Origin of the sequence: Nocardia jiangxiensis NBRC 101359 (assembly GCF_000308615.1) — a bacterium.
Classification (GTDB): domain Bacteria; phylum Actinomycetota; class Actinomycetes; order Mycobacteriales; family Mycobacteriaceae; genus Nocardia; species Nocardia jiangxiensis.
The window spans coordinates 827,180-847,907 of record NZ_BAGB01000041.1 but is presented as its reverse complement, the minus strand read 5'-3'; the positions used below and the strand labels follow the sequence as shown (position 1 = coordinate 847,907).

The 20,728-nt window shown below is 67.4% G+C and carries 18 protein-coding genes, 1 pseudogene and 1 riboswitch; of the genes and pseudogenes, 8 read left to right on the top strand and 11 right to left on the bottom strand.

Annotation, left to right across the window (positions count from 1 at the left end; genetic code table 11):
• Positions 1–358: 358 nt before the first annotated feature.
• From ON40_RS18020 to ON40_RS18000, 5 genes are all read right to left on the bottom strand, one after another.
• A complete protein-coding gene (locus ON40_RS18020) occupies positions 359–1,708 on the bottom strand; it encodes a sensor domain-containing diguanylate cyclase (protein ID WP_051193214.1) in 1,350 nt (449 codons plus the stop codon).
• 130 nt (positions 1,709–1,838) lie between these two features.
• The gene (locus tag ON40_RS18015; protein WP_040823809.1) at positions 1,839–2,174 is read right to left on the bottom strand and encodes a histone-like nucleoid-structuring protein Lsr2; all 336 of its coding nucleotides are present in this window, start codon (positions 2,172–2,174) and stop codon (positions 1,839–1,841) included.
• A gap of 328 nt (positions 2,175–2,502) precedes the next feature.
• Positions 2,503–2,976: a MarR family winged helix-turn-helix transcriptional regulator gene (locus ON40_RS18010; RefSeq protein ID WP_218008805.1), complete on the bottom strand. Its 474-nt coding sequence runs from the start codon at positions 2,974–2,976 to the stop codon at positions 2,503–2,505.
• A gap of 126 nt (positions 2,977–3,102) precedes the next feature.
• Positions 3,103–4,845 (bottom strand): NRAMP family divalent metal transporter, encoded by a 1,743-nt coding sequence (locus ON40_RS18005; RefSeq protein ID WP_040823807.1) that lies wholly within the window; start codon positions 4,843–4,845, stop codon positions 3,103–3,105.
• Between the two features lie 96 nt (positions 4,846–4,941).
• On the bottom strand, positions 4,942–5,121 hold the full coding sequence (locus ON40_RS18000; protein WP_157186322.1) for a hypothetical protein: 180 nt from the start codon (positions 5,119–5,121) through the stop codon (positions 4,942–4,944).
• 312 nt (positions 5,122–5,433) lie between these two features.
• Positions 5,434–5,603, bottom strand: a riboswitch (M-box (ykoK) riboswitch).
• Between the two features lie 138 nt (positions 5,604–5,741).
• Here ON40_RS18000 and ON40_RS17995 point away from each other — a divergent pair.
• Both ON40_RS17995 and ON40_RS17990 read left to right on the top strand, forming a co-directional pair.
• Entirely contained in the window at positions 5,742–6,731 is a 990-nt protein-coding gene (locus ON40_RS17995; RefSeq protein ID WP_040823802.1) for a cation diffusion facilitator family transporter, read from the top strand.
• A 168-nt stretch (positions 6,732–6,899) separates the two neighbouring features.
• A complete protein-coding gene (locus ON40_RS17990; protein ID WP_040823800.1) occupies positions 6,900–7,868 on the top strand; it encodes a cytochrome c oxidase assembly protein in 969 nt (322 codons plus the stop codon).
• 50 nt (positions 7,869–7,918) lie between these two features.
• On the opposite strand, the gene lexA is transcribed toward ON40_RS17990, so the two are convergent.
• The gene (lexA, locus tag ON40_RS17985; protein WP_051193270.1) at positions 7,919–8,557 is read right to left on the bottom strand and encodes a transcriptional repressor LexA; all 639 of its coding nucleotides are present in this window, start codon (positions 8,555–8,557) and stop codon (positions 7,919–7,921) included.
• Positions 8,558–9,025: 468 nt separating this feature from the next.
• Between lexA and ON40_RS48205 the strand changes: the two genes are divergently transcribed.
• Both ON40_RS48205 and nrdR read left to right on the top strand, forming a co-directional pair.
• Positions 9,026–9,523 carry a hypothetical protein gene (locus ON40_RS48205; protein WP_051193213.1) on the top strand — a complete coding sequence of 166 codons (498 nt, stop codon included), beginning with the start codon at positions 9,026–9,028 and terminating at the stop codon, positions 9,521–9,523.
• A gap of 126 nt (positions 9,524–9,649) precedes the next feature.
• A complete protein-coding gene (gene nrdR, locus ON40_RS17970; protein WP_040823795.1) occupies positions 9,650–10,141 on the top strand; it encodes a transcriptional regulator NrdR in 492 nt (163 codons plus the stop codon).
• A gap of 12 nt (positions 10,142–10,153) precedes the next feature.
• On the opposite strand, the gene ON40_RS17965 is transcribed toward nrdR, so the two are convergent.
• From ON40_RS17965 to ON40_RS56575, 3 genes and pseudogenes are all read right to left on the bottom strand, one after another.
• Positions 10,154–10,570, bottom strand: a complete 417-nt coding sequence (locus ON40_RS17965) for a polyketide cyclase (RefSeq protein ID WP_040824541.1) — start codon at positions 10,568–10,570, stop codon at positions 10,154–10,156.
• A gap of 199 nt (positions 10,571–10,769) precedes the next feature.
• Entirely contained in the window at positions 10,770–15,239 is a 4,470-nt protein-coding gene (gene hrpA, locus ON40_RS49930; RefSeq protein ID WP_373281926.1) for an ATP-dependent RNA helicase HrpA, read from the bottom strand.
• Positions 15,216–15,371: pseudogene (locus ON40_RS56575) on the bottom strand (hypothetical protein); the annotation flags it as partial. The pseudogene ON40_RS56575 and the gene hrpA, both read right to left, overlap by 24 nt.
• Positions 15,372–15,561: 190 nt before the next feature.
• Between ON40_RS56575 and ON40_RS17955 the strand changes: the two are divergent.
• Together ON40_RS17955 and ON40_RS17950 are read left to right on the top strand one after the other, a co-directional pair.
• Positions 15,562–16,785, top strand: a complete 1,224-nt coding sequence (locus tag ON40_RS17955) for an aminotransferase family protein (protein WP_040823792.1) — start codon at positions 15,562–15,564, stop codon at positions 16,783–16,785.
• 112 nt (positions 16,786–16,897) lie between these two features.
• Positions 16,898–17,503, top strand: coding sequence for a DUF5134 domain-containing protein (locus tag ON40_RS17950; protein ID WP_040823790.1), 606 nt, complete (start codon positions 16,898–16,900; stop codon positions 17,501–17,503).
• Positions 17,504–17,613: 110 nt separating this feature from the next.
• Here the strand turns inward: ON40_RS17950 and ON40_RS17945 are convergent, their stop codons facing one another.
• The gene (locus ON40_RS17945) at positions 17,614–18,153 is read right to left on the bottom strand and encodes an alkyl hydroperoxide reductase (RefSeq protein WP_040823787.1); all 540 of its coding nucleotides are present in this window, start codon (positions 18,151–18,153) and stop codon (positions 17,614–17,616) included.
• Positions 18,154–18,179: 26 nt separating this feature from the next.
• Positions 18,180–18,767, bottom strand: a complete 588-nt coding sequence (locus ON40_RS17940) for a peroxiredoxin (RefSeq protein ID WP_040823786.1) — start codon at positions 18,765–18,767, stop codon at positions 18,180–18,182.
• 111 nt (positions 18,768–18,878) lie between these two features.
• Between ON40_RS17940 and ON40_RS17935 the strand changes: the two genes are divergently transcribed.
• Together ON40_RS17935 and ON40_RS17930 are read left to right on the top strand one after the other, a co-directional pair.
• Positions 18,879–19,787, top strand: coding sequence for a hydrogen peroxide-inducible genes activator (locus ON40_RS17935; RefSeq protein ID WP_040823783.1), 909 nt, complete (start codon positions 18,879–18,881; stop codon positions 19,785–19,787).
• A 144-nt stretch (positions 19,788–19,931) separates the two neighbouring features.
• A complete protein-coding gene (locus ON40_RS17930) occupies positions 19,932–20,720 on the top strand; it encodes an MBL fold metallo-hydrolase (protein ID WP_235748295.1) in 789 nt (262 codons plus the stop codon).
• Positions 20,721–20,728: the final 8 nt, after the last annotated feature.

Sequence of the window (20,728 nt, the reverse complement as noted above, 5' to 3'; positions counted from 1 at the left end):
GGCCCATCCGGGGCACCGTTCGTGTCGAATACCTGATCAGATGTTCGGCGGGTGCGGCAGCTGATGCCGCACCCGCATCCGCGCCACAACCGGCGCATATCACCCTCGCGAGACGGAAAGGTCCCCGGCAATGATTCCGCATTTCCTCGATCTGCTCGGCTCCACGATCTCCACCTTCCTCACCAAGCTACTGCTGCCCTGAAACTGCTCGGCCGGGGCGGGGTTGTCCTGCCCGCGACGGGGGAGTCGATCCACTGGAATACCGTGTACCGCGGTCGAATTCGAGCTATCGGCCAGCAGCCTCGGGTCCATCGTCACTTCGATCGACCCGAAAAAGCCGGAGCCGCCCGAACATTCATCACGCTGGTCGCTGGAATGTCTTGTCGCGGATCGGTCTTGTCGCGGACTCGTCGACCCCGTCCCCGGCCGTCATGTCGATACTGTGCAACACCCAGCGATTCGGCCCCGCGGCTTTGGCCCGATACAACCCCGCATCAGCGGCATCGAGCAGTTTTTCCGCGTCCGCTCCGGATACCGGTGTGACCACCGCGCCGATACATGCCGAAATGGTGAGTCGATGTTCGTCGACCGGTATCGGTTCGTCCAGCGCGCCCAGTAGCGCCTCCGCGACCGCCGTGACCCTCGTCGCATCGCACGGCGGCGGGAGTAGAACGACGAATTCGTCCCCACCGACCCGGGCCAGGGTCGCATCTCCGATTCGTTCGGCCAATCGCGTCGCCACGGCGACGAGCAGCCGATCTCCGACGCCGTGGCCGTACGTGTCGTTGACGGTTTTGAATCCGTCCAGATCGATGAAGCCCAATCCGATTCGATCGTCCGGATCGGCGTCGGCGATGATCCGCGACAACGTTTCCACCAGCTGACGCCGATTGGACAGCCCGGTCAGCGGATCGTGCCGTGCCTGGCGATGCAATTCGGCCTGCAGTTCGCGGCGCTGGGTGGTGTCCTCACCGACCACCAGCAGATAGGCCGCGCGCCCTGCCGATGCCGGAACCAGTGTGATCGCCCAGGACACCCAGCCGCCGGTCTCGTCGGAGCGCAGATACCGCACTTCCAGCCGCACCGTGCCGGACCCGGCGTCCATGAGCTCGTCGAAGACGCGCGATTGCACCTGGTCGTGATCGTCCGGATGCACCAGATCCCACACCGGTAGTCCGCGCAATTCCGGCAGGGGACGGTCCAGCATGGCGGCCAGTGCGGGATTGGCCTCGACGACCCGGCCGTTGGTATCGCCGATTCCGATGGCGATCGCGGCGTTGTCGAATACGACGCGGAATCGGGCTTCGGCGGCGATACGGGCATCGGACATCGCCCCTTGCAGCATCTCCTGATGCCGTGCGCGGATGGCGAGTAATTCGTCGGTGTACCCGCGCGCCATCTCGCCCAGGACCGGAATCAACCGTTCCTCGTGCGGGCCGATCAATCCGATGAGTCGGCTCAGCACGCGGGCCGAACGGGACAGTACCTGCGGATCGGTCAGATTCGCGTGCACCAATGCGGCGCCGACCGCAGCGGCGTCCTGGGGGTTGAAGAATTCGCAGGTGAGCGTGCCGATCAATCGATCGAGCAGATCGGCGAGCAGTTGTTCGAGTTCGCGGTCGGACATAGGTACGAAACCGGTATCGACGACCGCGTCACGCCACCGGCGGGCGAGTTCCGCGATGCGATGATCTCGTGTCAAACCCACCCCCGCTCGATCCGACGCTGCGACTTGCGGGAACGGCGTGGCGCCGCACCGGAATCCCAGGCTACCGGAAACCATCGAGCCCCGGCGGTCGCGTGACCACCGGGGCTCGGGAGAAACGTCGAGCGTAGGACTACTTGTTGGCTTTGTGATAAGCGGCGACGATCTCGGAGGAAATTCGCCCGCGAGCCGACACGTTGTAGCCGTGTTTCTTGGCCCATTCCCTGATGGCGACGGTTTGCTCGCGATCCGCGGCCGACTTCGAGCGCGAGGTGCTGCCCGCCTTCAGCCGACCGACCTTGCGGGCCTTATCCGTCCAGGCTTCGAGTGAGCCCCGCAGCTTGCCGGCATTCAACGTGGACAGATCGATTTCGTAGGCCACACCATCGATCGAGAACTGTACGGTTTCATCCGCTTTGGACTTCCCGTCGTAATCGTCGATGAGTGTGACTGTGACCTTCTTGGCCATCACTGAGCCCTTTCGCGCGGACACGGATCAACTCGGATTGCATATACCGTACCGCATTACCGGTGAATGCAGCGAATCCGGCGCTATTCGGCGCGTTTGCGGTACCGGAATGCGGCTAAAGGTATTGAACAATCCCGCGGTGCTGGAATTGTCCGGGGTGTGGGCATTCGGATATGTGAATCCTGTGAGCCCTCACCATCGTGACGCCGCGCGACGATGCGGATGCCCAATGTTCGCCGCTGTTCCGGGATGGGACCACGGCGGTGGTCCCACGCGTGCGGGATATTTGCCGAATGCGGTATTCGGGGGCGAGAGGGTGGTGCCGAGATCAGTGTTCGAGCAGTCGCTGCAACAGCGGAATCGCGGTGAGCAGCGCATCCTGGTCCGCGCGGGTCAGTTCGGTAGCCATCGCCTGGGCCAGCCAGTCCTCCTTGGCGCTGCGCGCGGCGGCGAGTTGCTGTCCGGCCGTGTCGGTGATCGATAGCAGTACCTGCCGCTGATCGGTCGGATGCGGACTCCGGGAGACCAGACCGCGTTCCTCGAGTGCGGCCAGGGTGACCCGCATCGACTGCGGTCGGACGTTCTCCGCGCGGGCCAGCGCGGCCACGGTCGCGGGACCGTCCCGGTACAGCCGGCTCAGGACCACACCTTGGGACGGGGTGACCTCCATGCTCGAGTGCGCCGCCCGCAGTCTGCGCAGGATACGGCTGAGAGCGACCCGCAGATCGGCGGCCGATTCGGCCAGTTCACTCGCGGATCGGGCGTCGGTCGGCGCGATGGCGTCCTGCGGTTCCTCGGTCACGAATCCAGTATGAAATACGGTGTTCGGCCCGCGAACGACAGCGGCCGGGCGGCCCACCGCACAGTGCGATGGGCCGCCCGGCCGCCACGCGGTCGATCCGGGTCGGTGATTCGATTGCCGAGCGGCCTACCCGCCGATCTGCTGAACGATCTTGACCGCGACCAGGATGACCGCGAGGGCCAGATAGCCGCGCAGGGCGATCATGCCCGCCATCCGCAACGGCGAGAAGTTCGGGCGTTCGAGGGTTTCCAGCGCCGGGGTGCGCCAGGCGTCGCGATCGGCCGCCAGGATCGACCTGCGCTCCTGCCGGGACAGCGGCGTGGAGTCCAGCTCTTCGACCTGGTCGGGGTCCAGGCCGCCCAGCTCCGCGGCGGTTCGCTCGATGCCGCGGCGTTCGCCGCGCTGCCGGGTGACCGCGAGGCAGACTCCGCCGAGCAGCCCGATCGCCGCGCCCGCGCCGAATCCGAGCTCGAGGCTCGCGGTGGACAGGTGCGGGAAGAAGGTCGCCGCGGTCAGGGCCAGCGACAGCAGTACCAGCGCCCACACGATGATGCCCGCGACGATGTTCTGCCGGGTGGTGTTGACCCACGGCCCCAGTACCGCTCTGTCATTGCACAGCAGAACCAGGAACACCGTGGCCGAGGGCAGTAGCACACCGGCCAGGGCCTGCACGCCCTGGGTCAGCAGGCCCAGCACGTGGTCGGGGCTGAACGCCACCGCAGCGGCGGCGGCCAGCAGCAGCGCGTATCCGATGTAGAAGGCCGGGGCCTCGCTCATCTTCCAGTGCAGCGAGTGCCGTTTGCCGAGCGTGTCGCCCAGGGTGTACGTGGTCGCCAGACCGACGGCATTCGCGCCGATCAGTGATGCGTCCAGCAGCAGGATCGCGAACAAGGCCCCGACCGTGCTGCCCAGATGCGCGGACAGTCCGTGCGCGACGGCTCCGGCATCGGAGAACGCACCCCGATCGGCCGGGCCCAGACCGAAGGCGGCGGCCGCCATGATCGCGACCGCACCGATCATCACCACGACGATTCCGACCCAGAGGTCCACTCGCTCATAACGGATCCAGCGCGGGGTGATGCGCTTGTCGACGATGTTGGACTGCTGGAAGAACAACTGCCAGGGTGCGACGGTGGTGCCGACGATGGCGACGATGATCAGCAGCAGAGTCGAGTTCAGCCCGCCCGGGAACGACGGCAGCAGGCCGCGCACCGTGGCCGATGCGCTCGGGTGCACCATGAACGCCAGCGGGAACATCATGACGTTGATCGCGATGAGCGTGAACAGGAACCGCTCCCAGCGCCGGAACGAACCGCCCGCGACGACCGCGAACAGCAGTACCGCGGCCACCGGCACCGATACCCACCTGGGCAGCCCGAAGTAGCCGAGAGCCATTGAGACACCGATGAATTCGGTGACAATGGTCAGCGCGTTGACGATGAAAAGATCGCCGACGCTGAACGCGCCCCAGAACTTGCCGAACCGCGCGAAGATCAACCGCGCGTGGCCGACCCCGGCGACCGCGCCGAGCCGCACCACCATCTCCTGGTTGACGTACAGCACCGGAATGAGCAGTACGAGTGTCCACATCAGGGCCATGCCGTAGTTCTGCCCCGCCTGCGCGTAGGTGGCCATACCTCCGGCGTCGTTGTCACCGACCATCACGATGAGGCCGGGGCCGATGACGGCGAGCAGCATCCGGAACCGCTGCCGGCGGCTGCGTCCCTCGGCGGTGTCGTGCTGGCGGATGGTGCCCAGCGCGCCGACGATATCGCCGACGTGTGCGCTGTCGAGCACGGCGGTCGAGGAGTCGGCCGGTACCGGCGCGGTGCCGGCGCGGCGGGGCGCGCCGTTGGAGAAGAAGGCCATGGCCTTTCCTCCCTTCCTGAAATATGTTGTTGTACTGCGTATTTCGCGGCCGTGACGTCGATGGCAGGACGCGCGGTGGCCCGGCTCGGGCGACGTCTACCGGTGGTTGGTGTGGCCGCCGAGGGATGCGGTGACGACCGCGGGCGGGATGTGTGCGAGATGCAGGTTGTGCCGCTCCTGCGGCGTGAGGTCGTAGCGCGCGCGGATGCGGCGAACCGACTCGCCGAGGATGCTCCGGAAGGCGGTGCGGCGGGGGGAGGTGATGGTGCGGATCATGGCGTGCTCCTTGCGGAATTTCAACCGCCGCAAGGGAATCCGGGCAGACCTGGACGCACGGAGACGTGCATCGGCTCGACCGCGCGGAAGGATCCGCGGGGATGCCGATGACTGATCTACATGTCGCTCAGGCCGCGAGGAAGTTGCAGCAAGTTGGGAACGAAACGGGTTTTCGACCCGGACTCGGATACGGACTATCGCCGGATTTCATCTCGTCCCTCACCTCCTTGCTGCCAGGACGCACGCGCACGTCGTTGTTCGATCGTCTGCACCACGATGGCCAAAGGGAGAAGCCCTGCCCGAAACGGCGAGGCGGCACCCCTCTCGTCAGAGCTTCGGCACTGTACGACGTATCCCGGACCGGGAAGCCACTTCGGATCACCCCTTAATCCGGGAAGATCTGTCCTAACCCTGGGCGTCTCTCGACGTCGTCGGATCAGTGGCCTGTGTTCGTACAGGAGCCTCGCCTAGCGAGGTGCTGACCCGGAAATATTCGACTCTTCGACTCGAGAAGTCAAGTCGGCCGGGCTGTGACGGCGGGATTTCGACGCCCTTGCATACATAGTGATGTGTGCATATTATCGCAGGAGAAAGATCGTCTACGCCGGAAGGAGACCAGGATGGGGGCCGCGCACGCGGGGCACGGGCACGACCACGCGCACAGTCATGTGCATGCGAATTCCGAAAGCGATCGGCGGTGGCTCGCCGCAGCGCTGGCGGTGATCGCGGCGTTCATGCTCGCCGAGGTGTTCGTCGGTGTTGCGGCAGGTTCGCTGGCACTGCTCTCCGACGCTGCGCACATGCTGACCGATGCCGCCTCCATCGCATTGGCGCTCTGGGCGATCCGCCTGGCCGCGCGACCGGCCGCCGGACGGATGACCTTCGGCTGGAAACGCGTCGAGATTCTCTCGGCGCAGGCCAACGGGATCACCCTGCTGCTGCTGTCGGTGTGGCTGGCCTACGAGGCGGTCCGCCGCCTGCTGTATCCGCCCGAGGTGACCGGCGGCCTCGTGCTCGGCACGGCGCTGGTCGGGGTTGTGGTGAATCTCCTTGCGACATGGATGATTTCGCGCGCCAACCGGACCAGTCTCAATGTCGAGGGCGCCTATCAGCACATCGTCACCGACCTGTTCGCCTTCATCGCGACCGCGGTCGCCGGTGTGGTCATCGTGCTGACCGGATTCGTCCGCGCCGATGCCATCGCGACGCTGGTGGTCGTCGCGCTGATGCTGCGAGCCGGTGTCTCCCTGGTGCGCGCCTCGAGCCGGATCTTCCTCGAAGCCGCTCCCGCAGACCTGGATCCGACCGAGATCGGGCAGGCGATGGCGGCCCGCGATGGTGTGGTCGAGGTGCACGATCTGCACATCTGGGAGATAACCTCGGGTTCGCCAGCGCTGTCGGCCCATGTTCTCGTGGAGGCCGGGCGGGACTGCCACGCCGTGCGCGAGGATCTGGCGCACTGGCTCGATGACGAGCATCACATCGCCCATGCCACATTGCAGGTCGAGCATGCGCGTCCCGAACTGATCGCCCTCGGCGCGCCGCCCGAGTCGCAGTGCGCCGATGCGCACGGGCAGCCACATCCGAGCCCGAAGGCGTTGCGCCACTGATCTATTCGGCGCGGCGGTGATCCGTCGCGGCGAGCTGGCATCCGAACGTTCCGCGCTCGGGCGCCGATATCCGGCGACCGGTGCGTCCAGGCTCGCCGCCCTCGTCGAGTCGGCGATCGGCGCGGGAGCATACTGGCTGCCGTGGGATGGATCGAGACGCCGCTGACCATGCAGTCCGTATTCGAATCCTGGCGCTGGGACACCTCGACGGTTGTGGTGACCGCCGCGCTGGGGGCCGGATACTGGGCGGCTCGCGCCCGCGCGGCACGTCGCGGCACGGTGATTCCCGGCGGGCGGCTGGCGGCCTTCGGGCTGATGGGCCTGGCGATCTGGCTGCTGAGCGGGATCAGTGTCGTCGGGGTCTATTCCGACACGTTGATGTGGGTGCGGGCACTGCAGACCCTGCTGCTGCTGTACGTGGTGCCGTTCGGGCTGGCCAGCGGACGTCCGCTCACGGTGTTGCGGGAGGCACTGGGCCCGGACGGTCAGGCCCGGCTCGACCGGATCCTGGAATCGACCATCGCCCGTGCGGTGACCTTCCCGCTCGCGCCGTCACTGGCGATGCTGGCCGTGCCGTGGTTGCTGTTCCTGAGTCCCTGGTACGAGATCGTGCTGCGACACGGCGCAGCGGACGCGGTCACCCGAATCGTGCTGGTGGTCATCGGATTCGTCTACTTCTACTCGCGACTGCAGACCGATCCGGTGCCGCACCGCTATTCGCAGGGCTTGTCGCTGTTGATCACGATCTTCGAATCGCTCGCCGACGGCGTCCTCGGCATCGTGCTGTGGTGGGGGCCGCTGGTGGCGCTCGACTACTACACCGAGGTCGGGCGGACCTGGGGACCGGATCTGCGGATGGATCAGACCATCGCCGCGGGCATCATCTGGGTGCTCGGCGATGTGCTGGGGCTGCCGTATCTGCTGGCGCTGATGCGTTCGTGGGCCTCGGACGAGCGGCGCAAGGCCGCCGAGGTGGATGCCGAACTCGATGCGGCCGAGGCCGCCGCCGCGCCCGCGGCACCCGCCCGGCGGCAGAAATTCAGCCGATCCGGTCCCCAGGCCGCGGGAGCCGACGCGGTGCAGAGCGGGTTGTGGTGGGAGAACGATCCGCAGTTGCGGCAGCGCTTCGGCCGCTGAAACGCGAACTGCCGTGCCACCGAAGTGGCACGGCAGGCGTTGGGGCGACCTCAGATCTTGCGGATGACGGTGACGACCTTGCCCAGGATCTGCGCGTCGTTACCCGGAATCGGTTCGAAATGCGGGTTGTGCGGCATCAGCCAGACGTCCTTACCGGTGCGCTTGAACGTCTTGACGGTGGCTTCGCCCTCGATCATCGCCGCGACGATATCGCCGTTGTCCGCCACGTTCTGCTGACGCACCACGACCCAGTCGCCGTCGCAGATCGCCGCGTCGACCATCGACTCACCGACGACCTTCAGCAAGAACAGCGAACCCTCGCCGACCAGCTCGCGGGGGAGCGGGAATACGTCCTCCACCGCCTGCTCGGCCAGGATCGGGCCACCGGCGGCGATCCGGCCCAGCACCGGGACGTAGGTCGGGGTCGGCTGATCGCCGGACTCGGATTCGCTCGGCACCGCGTGCAGTGTGGTCACGCCGGTGACCGCGCGCATCGCCGTCTCGTCGAGGCCGCGCACGTCCACCGCGCGGGGACGGTTCGGGTCGCGGCGCAGATAGCCCTTGCGTTCGAGGGCGCGCAGCTGATGGGCGACCGAGGATGTCGAGGTCAAACCGACCGCATCGCCGATCTCGCGGATGCTCGGCGGATAACCGCGCTCGGCGACCGAGGTGCGGATGACCTCCAGCACCTTGCGCTGGCGGGCGGTGAGATCCGTTCCGGTGCCGGGTGATTCGGCGCTCTCGTCGGCGCCGACGGGACCGGCCGTGTCGTCGCGGTCCTCGGCTCTGCGCTCGTTCACGACCGCACCTCGCCGATGCTCGGTCGGGCGTGCGCGATGCGCGCGGTGTCCGTGGTTGCCTCGCTGCGCTCACTCACGGTCGTGGTCCTCCCGTTCATGGGTGTGCTTCGTCCTCCTCGGGTCGTGCGCCGACGCTCGGCCACCGCGTCGGTCTGATCCGCTCGTACCGGCCTGCGCCGGATCGCGTGCTCCGAATGTAGTCCGGTCTCGGCCAGGTTTCAAACATCTGTTCGACGCATGTCGCGGATGGTGGTGACTTTGTCGGTGGCGCGTGGTAGAAATCGAACATCAGTTCTTCGAACACATGATCGAAAACCGGAAATCGATCCAGCACACCGCCCCCCGGAGGTCCGTCCGATGCGCACCACGATCAGCGAAATCGAAATCACCGCAAGCGATTCGGGGCTCGACGCCGTAATGCCCGGTCACCGGCCACGCGCGGCCGGAGTGCGCAGCCGGGAGGTGCGCGCCGGGCGATTACGCACCGCCCGACCGCCCTCCGGGGGCATGCGATACGACCGGCCGCGGGTCCGGTTCGCCGAGACGCCGCATCCGCAGGCCCGGGTCGAGCAGGCGCGGATCGGATTCGCGGCGTTGGCGCTGGCCGCTCTGCTCAGTGCGCTGGCGGTCGGCGGTCTGCTCGGGATCGCTCAGTTGCGCGCGGGTGCGGTGTCGAGTCCGACGACGACGGTCGTCCAGGTGCACGAGGGCGAGCCGCTGGCGGAGGTCGCGGTGCGGGTGGCGCCCGGGGTTCCGGTGCGCGAGACGGTCGATCGGATCGTGCAGCTCAACTCGCTACAGGGCACGCAGGTTGCCGCGGGCGGGACACTGATCGTGCCGACATCCGGGCGGTAGTGTTCCATGGGCGGTGGCGGCGTCGACTCCGCATCCGAACCCTGGCGGGCCGACAGGTATCCTCGACAGTGCTGTGTAGATACAGCATGGCTATGGACGACTGCAGGCATCGACGAAGGAACTCGGATGCATTGCCCATACTGTCGGCACCCGGACTCCAGGGTGGTCGACTCGCGTGAGGCCGAGGAAGGCACCGCCATCAGGCGCCGTCGTGCCTGCCCGCAATGTGGGCGGCGGTTCACCACCGTCGAGAACGCCATTCTGTCGGTGGTCAAACGTAGCGGGGTGACCGAGCCGTTCAGCCGGGAGAAGGTGATCCGCGGCGTGCGGCGTGCCTGCCAGGGCCGTGAGGTCGACGACGATGCGCTCAACCTGCTCGCTCAGCAGGTCGAGGATGCGGTGCGCGCCACGGGATCTCCGGAGGTCCCCAGTCACGAGGTCGGCCTGGCGATCCTGGGTCCGCTGCGCGACCTGGACGAGGTCGCCTACCTACGCTTCGCCTCGGTCTACCGATCCTTCAGCTCCGCAGACGATTTCGAACACGAGATCGCCGATCTGCGCCGCCGTCGCGCCGAACAGGCGCGCGAGGAGGAGCCGGTTCCCGCGGGCAAGGACTGAACCCGCGGCGGATTACTTCTCCAACAACGCTTTCAGGGCGTTCAAGTCGCGTCGCACCCAGTCGCTGTCCGTGTCGAACTGCTCGTCGTCCACGTCGGGCAGCCGAAACAGAGTGAACGCGATGGTCGTTCCGTCGCCGTTGCGCATCGCGCGCAGCGGGATGTGCACCACGGATCCGTCCGGCAATCGGACCTGGTGATCGGCCACCCCATATGCGTTGGGCGGGCTGAATCGAACGAAGGCCGTCCCCTGCGGGGCGGCTGCGATCCACTCGCCGGGCTCCGCGCCGGTACTCGGCGAGCATGGTTCGATACCGGACGACAGACCGGTCGCCCAGCGCGGAAAATTGAGTGGCTCGGCGAGGAAATCCGCGACCTCGTCGAACGATCGGTCGATGTCGATGGTGATAGTGCGCACCGGATAGGTCACCGCACCACGATACGTCGGTGCCGGTCCGTCGCCGGGGGGATGTGAGCCCGGCCCGACCATTACCGAACCGGTCCACGGCAGGGCGATCACACTCGAGTTGTGCCACCTCGAGTGTGATCCGCCGAGGGTCGGATGCACCCTGAGGGGCGGTGCTGTCACGAGCCGGGGCGGTGGCAGTTTCCGGGCGACGCGAGCTATCTCAGTGTGTGCGGCGGGTGACCGGTGTGGTGCGGACCGTGGTGATGGCTCGTTCGATTCGCTTGGCCGACACCGGATATGGCGTGCCGAGTTGCTGAGCGAAGAGACTGACGCGCAGTTCCTCGATCATCCACCAGATTTCGGTGACGTCGCGGCCCGTGCGGCGTGCCTCGGGGAGTGCCTCGAGCAGGCGCTGGTAGGCGGCGTGCACGCGGTCGAGTTCGGCCATGCCCTGGCGGTCGCGGTTCGCCGAGGCGGGGAGCGCCGCCAGACGCGACGCCGCGGCCTGCAGGTAGCGGGGCAGCTCACGCAGGCGAGCACTGCCGAATTCGGTGACGAATCCGGCGAAAACCAGGTCGTCGAGCTGATGGCGGACATCCTCGGCGATCTCGCGATCGGCGGTGCCGGCCAGCGCGCTGCGCACGTGGTGGGCCTGAGTCAGGACCGGGACCACCAGACGCACGATGCGGGCCACCGCCGCGCCGAACTGCGGGCGGATCCGCTCGACCAATGCCGTGAATTCCTCGGGAGCCCGGACCGGGCCGCCGTTCTCGGCGATCAGCTCGTCCGCGGCGCAGGCCCGGCAATCCTCGATCAACGCGTCCAGCGAGCCGGACGGATTCTGGCTCAGCGCAAGGCGATCGGTGGGGGACAGCCCGGCGGTGGCCGCGCGAGCCGAGGCGGGCAGTTGATTCAACAGCAGTACGCGGGTGCCGGTGCGCATGGCGGCGGCCTGTGCGGCCGGCGAGGCCAGCACCCGCACCGCGACGCCCGCACCCTCGGGAACCAGCGCCGGATAGCCGGTGATGGTCTGCCCGCCCACCTCCCGGCGGACCGACGGTGGCAGCGCGCCCAGCGATTCGGAGGTCCACACCGTGGCCGCGGGGCGTTCGGCGGCGGCGGTGGCCCGCGCGACGGATTTCGAGACCTGGTCGGACAGCCGGTTCTTCAGCGCTGCCAGATCCTTGTCGCGGTCCACCACGGTGCCGTCGGGGGCGGTGGCGGCGAAGGTCATCCGCAGATGGTCCGGTAGCGCCGCGGGATTCAGGTCCGCGGGCCGGACGGTGAACGAACCGAGCCGGGACAGTTCCCGGGCCAGCCCGGTCCGCAGCGGTTCGGCGCGCGGGGTGAGCTGCGCCAGGGCCGCGCGAGCGAAGTCGGGCGCCGGAACCACGCTGCGGCGCAGATGTTTCGGAAGCGTCTTGATCCATGCCGCCGCGAGGTCCTCGCGCATACCGGGCACCAGCCAGTCGAAGCCGACCGCCCGGATGTGCGCGAGCTGGGCGACCGGGATGTGCGCGGTGACACCGTCGTCGGCCTGCCCGGGTTCGAACTGGTAGGTGAGCGGGAAACTCAGCTCGCCCTGCCGCCAGCTGTCCGGGTACGCGGCCGGATCCAGCACGGCCGCATCGTCGTTCACCACCGTCGACGCGGTGAAATCCAGCAGGTTCGGATTCTCGCGTCGCTGTGTGCGCCACCAGCTGTCGAAATGCCGGACCGATACGATGTCCGCGGGAATCCGCTCGTCGTAGAAGTCGAACAGCACCTGATCGTCGACCAGGATGTCGCGTCGGCGCGCTCGATGTTCCAGATCGGCCACGTCCTCCAGCAATTCGCGATTGCGGGCGAAGAATTCGTGCCGGGTCTGCCATTCGCCCTGGACGAGGGCATGTCTGATGAACAACTCGCGGGACAGTTCGGGGTCGATGCGGCCGAAATCCACGCGCCGCTGCACGACCAGCGGAATTCCGTACAGCGTCACCCGTTCGTACGCCGCGGCCGCGCCCCGTTTGGTGGACCAGTGTGGTTCGGAATACGTGCGTTTGACCAGATCACCGGCCAGTCGCTCGGCCCATTCCGGCTCGATCCGTGCCGCGGTGCGCCCCCACAGCCGCGAGGTCTCCACCAGTTCGGCCGCCATCACCCACCGCGGCGGCTTCTTCGCCAGCGACGATCCGGGGAAGATCATGAACTTGGCATTGCGCGCCCCGAGGAACTCTCGCGTCTCCGCCTCACGCACCCCGATATGCGACAGCATGCCCGCCAACAGCGCCTGATGAATCGATGTCACATCCCACGGCAACCCATCCGATTCCGGCGCGCTCGCAGGCGGTGCATCCGCCTGCCCGGCGCGCTGCACGGCGGCCCGTTCACGCCCGGATTCGGCTGGGCCGTTCCCGGATTCGCGCCTGCTGCCAGATCGGCCGCGACGACCTGAGCCGCCGCCGCGCTCCTGGGATGCGGATTCGTCACCGCGGGAACGAGATCCGCGGCCTCGTGCGGCTCCGTCGTTTCCTCCGGCCTGGTCGTCAGGCTGCGTTCTGCGCCCGTTGCGGGTGGATTCGGCTCGGTCGGAACGGGATTCACCGTTGCTGGACCGCTTGTCGTTCCCGCGCCCGGCCTCGGATGCGAAGTGCTGGTCTCGTTCGGACGGCTTGCCGCGTTCGGCTGCCCGATCTCGCCCCGGGGTAGCGGCTCCCGCACCCCGCTGGTCTCGAGCACCGGATATTGTTGCGATGCCGTCGGATTCGGCACTGGGACGATCGGTGTCCGGATGCCAGCCCAGGCTGCGGGTGATGGTGCGGAGTTGGCCCTGCAGGTCCTGCCATTCGCGGATGCGCAGGTAGTGCAGGAACTCGTCGCGGCACATGCGGCGGAACTGGTTGGAGGACAGTGCCTTTCGCTGTTCTCGCAGGTAGTCCCAGAGGCGCAGGTAGGACAGGAAGTCCGAGCCCTCGACGGTGAAACGAGCGTGTTGGGCGTCGGCGGCCTGCTGATGGTCGACCGGACGTTCGCGCACGTCCTGGATGGACAGGGCGGCCACGATGATGAGCACCTCGGCCAGGCAGCCGCCGCGCTGTGCCTCGACCAGCATCCGCGCCATCCGCGGATCCACCGGGATCTGAGCCATTTCGCGGCCGATCGAGGTCAGCGCCAGGGCCGTGCCTGATGCCGAGCCCGCGCGGCCTCGATCCTCGCGGTGGGTCAGCGCGCCGAGTTCCTCGAGCAGCGCGATACCGTCGCGGATGGCGCGGGAATCGGGTGGCTCGACGAACGGGAAGCTCTCGATATCGCCCAGTCCCAGGGCGGTCATCTGCAGAATGACCGCGGCCAGATTGGTGCGCAGGATCTCCGGCTCGGTGAATCTCGGACGGGATTCGAAATCGTCCTCGGAATACAACCGGATCGCGATGCCGTCCGCGACACGGCCGCATCGGCCCGACCGCTGCCGTGCCGAAGCCTGGGAAATCGGTTCGATCGGCAGTCGTTGCACCTTGGTGCGCAACGAATATCGCGAGATACGCGCGGTGCCCGGATCGATGACGTAGCGAATGCCCGGTACGGTCAGCGAGGTCTCCGCGACATTGGTCGCCAGCACCACGCGCCGCCCGGTGTGCGGTTCGAACACCCGATGCTGCTCGGCCGCCGACAACCGAGCGAACAGCGGCAGGATCTCGGTCCGCGGCAGCCGCATATCGCGCAATGTGTCGGCGGCATCACGGATTTCGCGTTCCCCGGACAGGAACACCAGGATGTCCCCGTCACCCTCGGCGAGCAGTTCGCGCACCGCGTCGCCGATGGCGTCGGTCGGATCCCGGTCCACGATCTCGGTGTCCTCGTCGTCGAGATCCTCCGAGGTGACCGGAATTTCGAGCGACAGCGGCCGGTACCGCACCTCCACCGGAAACGACCGCCCGGACACTTCCACGATCGGCGCGGCCGTGCCCGAGTCCGCGGGGCCCGCACCGTCGTTCCGACGCAGTTGGGATTCCCCGGCGTCGTGGGACTCGGTCTCGTGCCGATTCGCTTGCTGCGCTGTCGAATCGGGGTCCGGGCTCGCAGTGCCCTCGGCGGTCGATGCCGCACCGTCGACGGAATCCTCACGGCTGGAAGGAGTCTGCGTGCCGAAATGCCGGGCGAACAGCTCCGGATCGATGGTGGCCGAGGTGATGATGACCTTGAGGTCCGGGCGCTTGGGCAGTAGCTGTTTCAGATAGCCGAGCAGGAAATCGATGTTGAGGCTGCGTTCGTGCGCCTCGTCGATGATGATCGTGTCGTAGCGGCGCAGCATGCGGTCGCGCTGGATCTCGGCGAGCAGGATGCCGTCGGTCATCAGTTTGACCAGGGTGCGGTCGGAGGCCTGATCGGTGAAGCGGACCGTATAGCCGACCACGTCGCCGAGTTCGGTGCCCAGCTCCTGAGCGATGCGTTCGGCCACGGTGCGGGCGGCGAGGCGACGCGGCTGGGTGTGGCCGATCGTGCCGCGGATGCCGCGGCCCAGCTCCAGGCAGATCTTCGGGATCTGGGTGGTCTTGCCCGAACCGGTCTCACCGGCGATGACGACCACCTGATGTGCCGCGATGGCCGCGGCGATGTCGTCGCGGCGCGCCGAGACTGGCAGCTGTTCGGGATAACGGATCTGCGGAACGGCAGCGCGGCGGGCCGCGATACGGCCCTCGGCGGCGGTGATCTCGTTCTCGATTTCGGCGAGGTCGCCGCCACGGGCCTTGTCGAGCCGTCGCCGTAACCGGTGTTCGTCGCGGATCGAGAGTTCGGCCAGGCGGGTACGGAGCTCGCGTGGTGTGGCGGCGGTCCTGGTCATTGCACCCTCCAGCCTAGCGAATTCACCACCCCGGTCCGCCACCGGTTATCGGGTGCGGCCGGTCGGGGCCATGATCACGCCCGGGAGCGTTCGCACTGCTCGCGCCGGTGGCGGTACCCGCAGGTAGTCTGGCCTCGCGCGGGTGGCGGTGAGGGAAGGCCCCCGGCGGTGCGGACGAGAGGAGCCAGACATGGGATCGCTGTGGCACGGATTCGCCGATATGGGCGCGGTCGAACGGGACGGCGCCTTCGTGGTGGCGCGTGGCGAAGGGGCCTACATCTGGGATCAGGCCGGTACCCGCTACCTCGATGCCACAGCCGGGCTCTGGTTCACCAACGTCGGCCACGGTCGTCGCGAGATCGCCGATGCGGTGGCCGCGCAGCTGTCGTCCCTGGCGCACTATTCCAATTTCGGCGACATCACCGCACCGGTGACGCAGGAGCTGGCCGAACGTCTCGGCGAGCTGGCTCCGGTGCCCGGCAGCAAGATCATGTTCACCTCCGGTGGCTCCGATTCGGTCGACACCGCCGCCAAATTGGCACGCCGCTATTGGCACGAGACGGGCAGGCCCGACAAGACCCTGATCGTCGGCCGGCGGCTCGCTTACCACGGAATGCATTACGCCGGAACGGCTCTGGGCGGTATCGCGCCGAACCGCGCCGGATACGGCGAACTGGTCCCGGACGCCCGGACCGTCGAATGGGATGACGCCAAATCCCTGGCGGCGCTGATCGAGGAGGTCGGCGCGGACCGCATCGCCGCGTTCTTCTGCGAGCCGATCATCGGTGCGGGCGGGGTGTACCTGCCGCCGGAGGGCTATCTGGCCGAGGTGCGGCGCATCTGCTGGGAGAACGACATCCTGTTCGTCGCCGACGAGGTCGTCACCGGATTCGGCCGCATCGGCGGATCCTGGTTCGCCTCCACGCGTTTCGGGCTCGAGCCCGATATGATGACCACGGCCAAGGGGCTGACCTCCGGCTATCTGCCGATGGGTGCGGTCTTCGCCGCACCTCGGGTGGCAGAGCCGTTCTTCTCCGGCGACGTCTGGTTCCGGCACGGCTACACCTACGGCGGCCACGCCGGTGCGGCCGCCGCCGCCATGGCCAACCTGGATATTCTCGAGCGTGAGAATCTGATCGACGCCAGTAAGAATCTGGAATCGCTACTGCACGAACACTTCTCGCCGCTGGCGGCACATCCTCGCGTGGCCGAGGTGCGGAGCGGTCTGGGCGCGGTCGCCGCGGTGCAGATGGCCGATCCGGCCGACGGGCCCGCGATGGTGAAAGCCCTTCGCGCGCAGGGTGTTTCCGGACGTGCGGCCGGTCAGGGCGCACTGCAGATCTCGCCGAGCTTCGTCATCACCGAACAGCAGGTGGCGGAGCTGGCGGCGGCGTTCGGACGAGCCCTGCGCTGAGGTCCGCGCGGCGGCTACCACACCGGATGCCCGGATGAAAGGGTGCCGTTGACCCGTCGCGGGATGCGAGCATGGAACGAGGCGTGCTCGCGTCGCGGGAAGGCGGTGGGGTGTGGGTGGTTTCGTGGCGCAATATCCGGTGCTGCGCTGGGGGATCGCAGCGGGCTTCGTCATCGCGGCGGTGCTGGTCGCGGGCAGGCTTCCGGTCTTCGCACACGGCGTGGTCGGTGGTGCCTCGCGTCCGGTCGCCGATCACGAATCCGATGCCGCACATCTGCTGATGTGCCTGGTCATGCTGGCGATGCTGGTCTTCCCGATGGTCGCCGCGCCGGATGCGCTGCGCGGCGTGCTCACCGCGATGACGGTGGTGTACGCGGCGGTCCTGGCCGCGCGGGTGTGGGCCTGGCGCAACGGTGACTGCGCGCCCGCGAGGGCCGCGACGATCGGTTATCACCTGATAGCGGCCACGGCGATGCTGTGGTCGATGTCCGGGCACGGCATGAGCATGAGTATGGATCGCCCGCCCGCCGGATCGTCCGTCCCGATGCTGGTGTTCGCGGCGCTGTTCGTCCTGGACGCCGTGCTGATGTTCGTTCCGGGTCCGATATCGGTGCTGCGCCATACGAGCGGACATGCGATGACCCCGGCCGCGGTGATTCCGCACGTGGTGATGGATCTGGGCACCGCGTACATGCTCGCCGCGGCGGCGCTGCACTGAATCCTGCCGTCTCGGGATCGCGCACGGCCTCGTGAAAACGCCGATGGCCGCGTACTCGACGAGTACGCGGCCATCGCGAGATGTGCTGCGGCGCTGGGACGCCCGCGGTATCAGACCTCGGCCGAGGCCAGTGCCCGGGTGGACTGCACCGCCTGCCCGACGCCCGCCACGATCGCCGCCGCGCGCAGCGCCTCGAAGATCACTTCACGGGAGACGCCCGCCTCGCGCAGGGTGTTCTCGTGCGCTTCCAGGCAGTGCTGGCAGCCGTTGATCGAGGAGACCGCGAAGGACCACAGCTCGAAATCGGCCTTGTCCACACCCGGATTGCCGATGATGTTCATCCGCAGTCCGGCGCGCAGATCGTCGTACCGGCCCTCCAGGAACGCCTTGCCTCGGTAGAACACGTTGTTCATGCCCATGATCGAGGCAGCGCCCAGGGCGGCGTTGTACGCCTCCGCGGACAACGTGTCGGCGGCCTCGTCGGCGATCTCGCGTAGCGTCACCGCCGAGCGAGTGGCCGCCGCCGAGGCCAGCAGGGTGCCCCACAACTGCTGTTCGCTGAGCACGGTCGAGCGCGCGATGGACGACAGGTTGAGCTTGAGGTCCTTGGCGTACTCGGGGAGCGAGTTCTTCAGGTTCTCGACGGTCACAGCTGGTAACTCCTTCGGTTCTCGCGTCAGACGCTGGCGCTCATGAGCTCGCCGGCCGCGATGGTCGGGTCGCCCTTCTTCCAGTTGCACGCGCACAGTTCGTCGGACTGCAGTGCGTCGAGCACGCGCAGCACCTCGTCCACGTTGCGGCCCACCGAACCGGCGGTGACCGAGACGAACTGGACCTCGTTGTTCGGGTCGACGATGAACGTCGCGCGGTCGGCGACGCCGTCGGCGTTGAGAACGCCGGTGGCCGTGACCAGTTCGCGCTTGAGGTCCGAGAGGATCGGGAACGGGAGGGTCTTGAGATCCTCGTGCTGGGCACGCCACTGGAAGTGCACGAACTCGTTGTCGACCGAGGCGCCGAGCACCTGGGCGTCACGGTCGGCGAACTCCTCGTTCAGCTTGCCGAACGCTGCGATCTCGGTGGGGCACACGAACGTGAAGTCCTTGGGCCAGAAGAACACCACGCGCCACTTGCCGGCGTGGTCGTCGCTGCTGACCTGGGTGAAGTAGTCGTCGGGCTGCTTCGCGTCGACCTTGGACAGGTCACCGCCGATCACTGCGGTGAGGTTGTACGCCGGGAACTGGTCGCCGATGGTCAGCAGAGCCATGCTGTCTCCTTCGTCCTTCGTTGTCGGGATTGCCGTGCGGAAGTGTTCGCTGTGATCTTGCCCGCGGCGGGGCAAAAGGTAAACGTGATCAGTCGCACTATACTGATAGGCGTGACTGATCAGACTTATCAGCCCACCCTGTCACAGCTGCGTGCGTTCGTGGCGATCGCCGAGTATCGCCACTTCGGCACGGCGGCTGCGCGATTGAGCGTGAGCCAGCCCACGTTATCGCAGTCGCTCGCATCGCTGGAAAACGGCCTGAAACTGCAACTGATCGAACGCAGTACGCGCCGGGTTCTGGTGACCGCGGCGGGCAAACGCCTGCTGCCGCAAGCGATGGCGACGCTCGAGGCAGCCGATCGGTTCATCGCCTCCGCGGTCGGCGACGGACTCGGCGGCACGCTGCGGTTGGGCATCATTCCCACGGTTGCGCCGTATGTGCTGCCGGCCGTACTGCCCGAACTGCGGCACCGATTCCCGGCGATGGTGCCGCACGTCATCGAGGATCAGACCGCACGCCTGCTCGACGGGCTGCGCAGCGGCGTGCTGGACGTGGCGCTGCTCGCACTGCCGTCCGACACCGGCGGGATGGTCGAAATCCCGCTCTACAGTGAGGAATTCGTCCTGGTGGTGCCCGAAGGGCACGAATTGTCCGGGCGCGGCGGGCTCTCGCCCGCCGCGCTGGACGAACTGCCGCTGCTGCTGCTGGACGAGGGACACTGCCTGCGGGACCAGACCCTGGACCTGTGTCGTGCCCAGGACGTGCGTCCCGGGCCGGTCGGGGACACCCGGGCCGCTTCGCTGTCGACGGTCGTGCAGTGTGTCGCAGGCGGTTTGGGCGTCACACTCATCCCGGAGATGGCCGTTGCGGCCGAAACCGCCCGTGGCGCACTACAGATCGCCCGATTCGCCGCCCCTGCCCCGGGGCGCACGCTCGGGCTGGTGTTCCGCGGATCGACCGCGCGCACCGAGGATTACGAACAGCTCGCCGAGGTGATTCGCACGCACCGGCCGGTGTGATCATCTTCGACCGAACCGCCCGCCCGAGTGTCCTCGCGCACAAATCCGCGCCGATGCCTGGTGCCGAGGGCCGATACGATTGACCGGCAGGGGAGCGTCTGGGACGCTCTCGGCGTGCGGATTCATCATCTCAACTGCGGCAGCATGGCACTGGGTACCGTCGATCACTGTCTGCTGATCGAGACCGGGGCCGGACTGGTTCTGGTTGACACCGGATTCGGTCTCGGTTGCGTGCGCGATCCGGGCACGATGGTGGGCCCGAGTCGTTTCGTCCTCGGTCTCGAACTTGCCGAGCACGAAACGGCGTTCCGTCAGATCCAGGGGCTGGGGTACGACCCCGCCGATGTCCGCCACATCGTGCTCACTCACCTGGATTTCGATCACGCGGGCGGACTCTCGGACTTCCCGGAGGCGACCGTACATGTGCACGGCCCGGAATTCCGGGCCGCGACCGCGCGTCGGACGTTCTCCGAGCGGACCCGATATCGGGCGCAGCAGTGGGCGCACGGTCCGCGGTGGATGGTGAACGAAATCGACGGCGGCGAGGAGTGGTTCGGCTTCCGCGCGGTGCGCGATCTGCCCGGTGTGCCGCCGCAGATTCTGGTGGTGCCGTTGCACGGTCACACCCGCGGACACGTCGGCGTCGCGATCGATACGGGCCGGGGATGGTTGTTGCACGCGGGCGATGCCTTCGGCGTCGGCAGCGAAATCGATCCGGCACAACCACATACGCCGTTGTTGTGGCGGCTGTACGAGCTGGCCGCGGTGGCCGGAATGCCCTACCGCGACAACCGCCGTCGGCTGTTGGAATTGAACCGCGCACACGGTGCCGATATCACCATTTTCAGTGCTCACGACGGGGAAGCGTTCACCCGCCTGACGTCCTCGACGGTGCGGCCCACGCAATGGCGCGGTGGCGAATCTGGAGCGTGAGTCAGTTC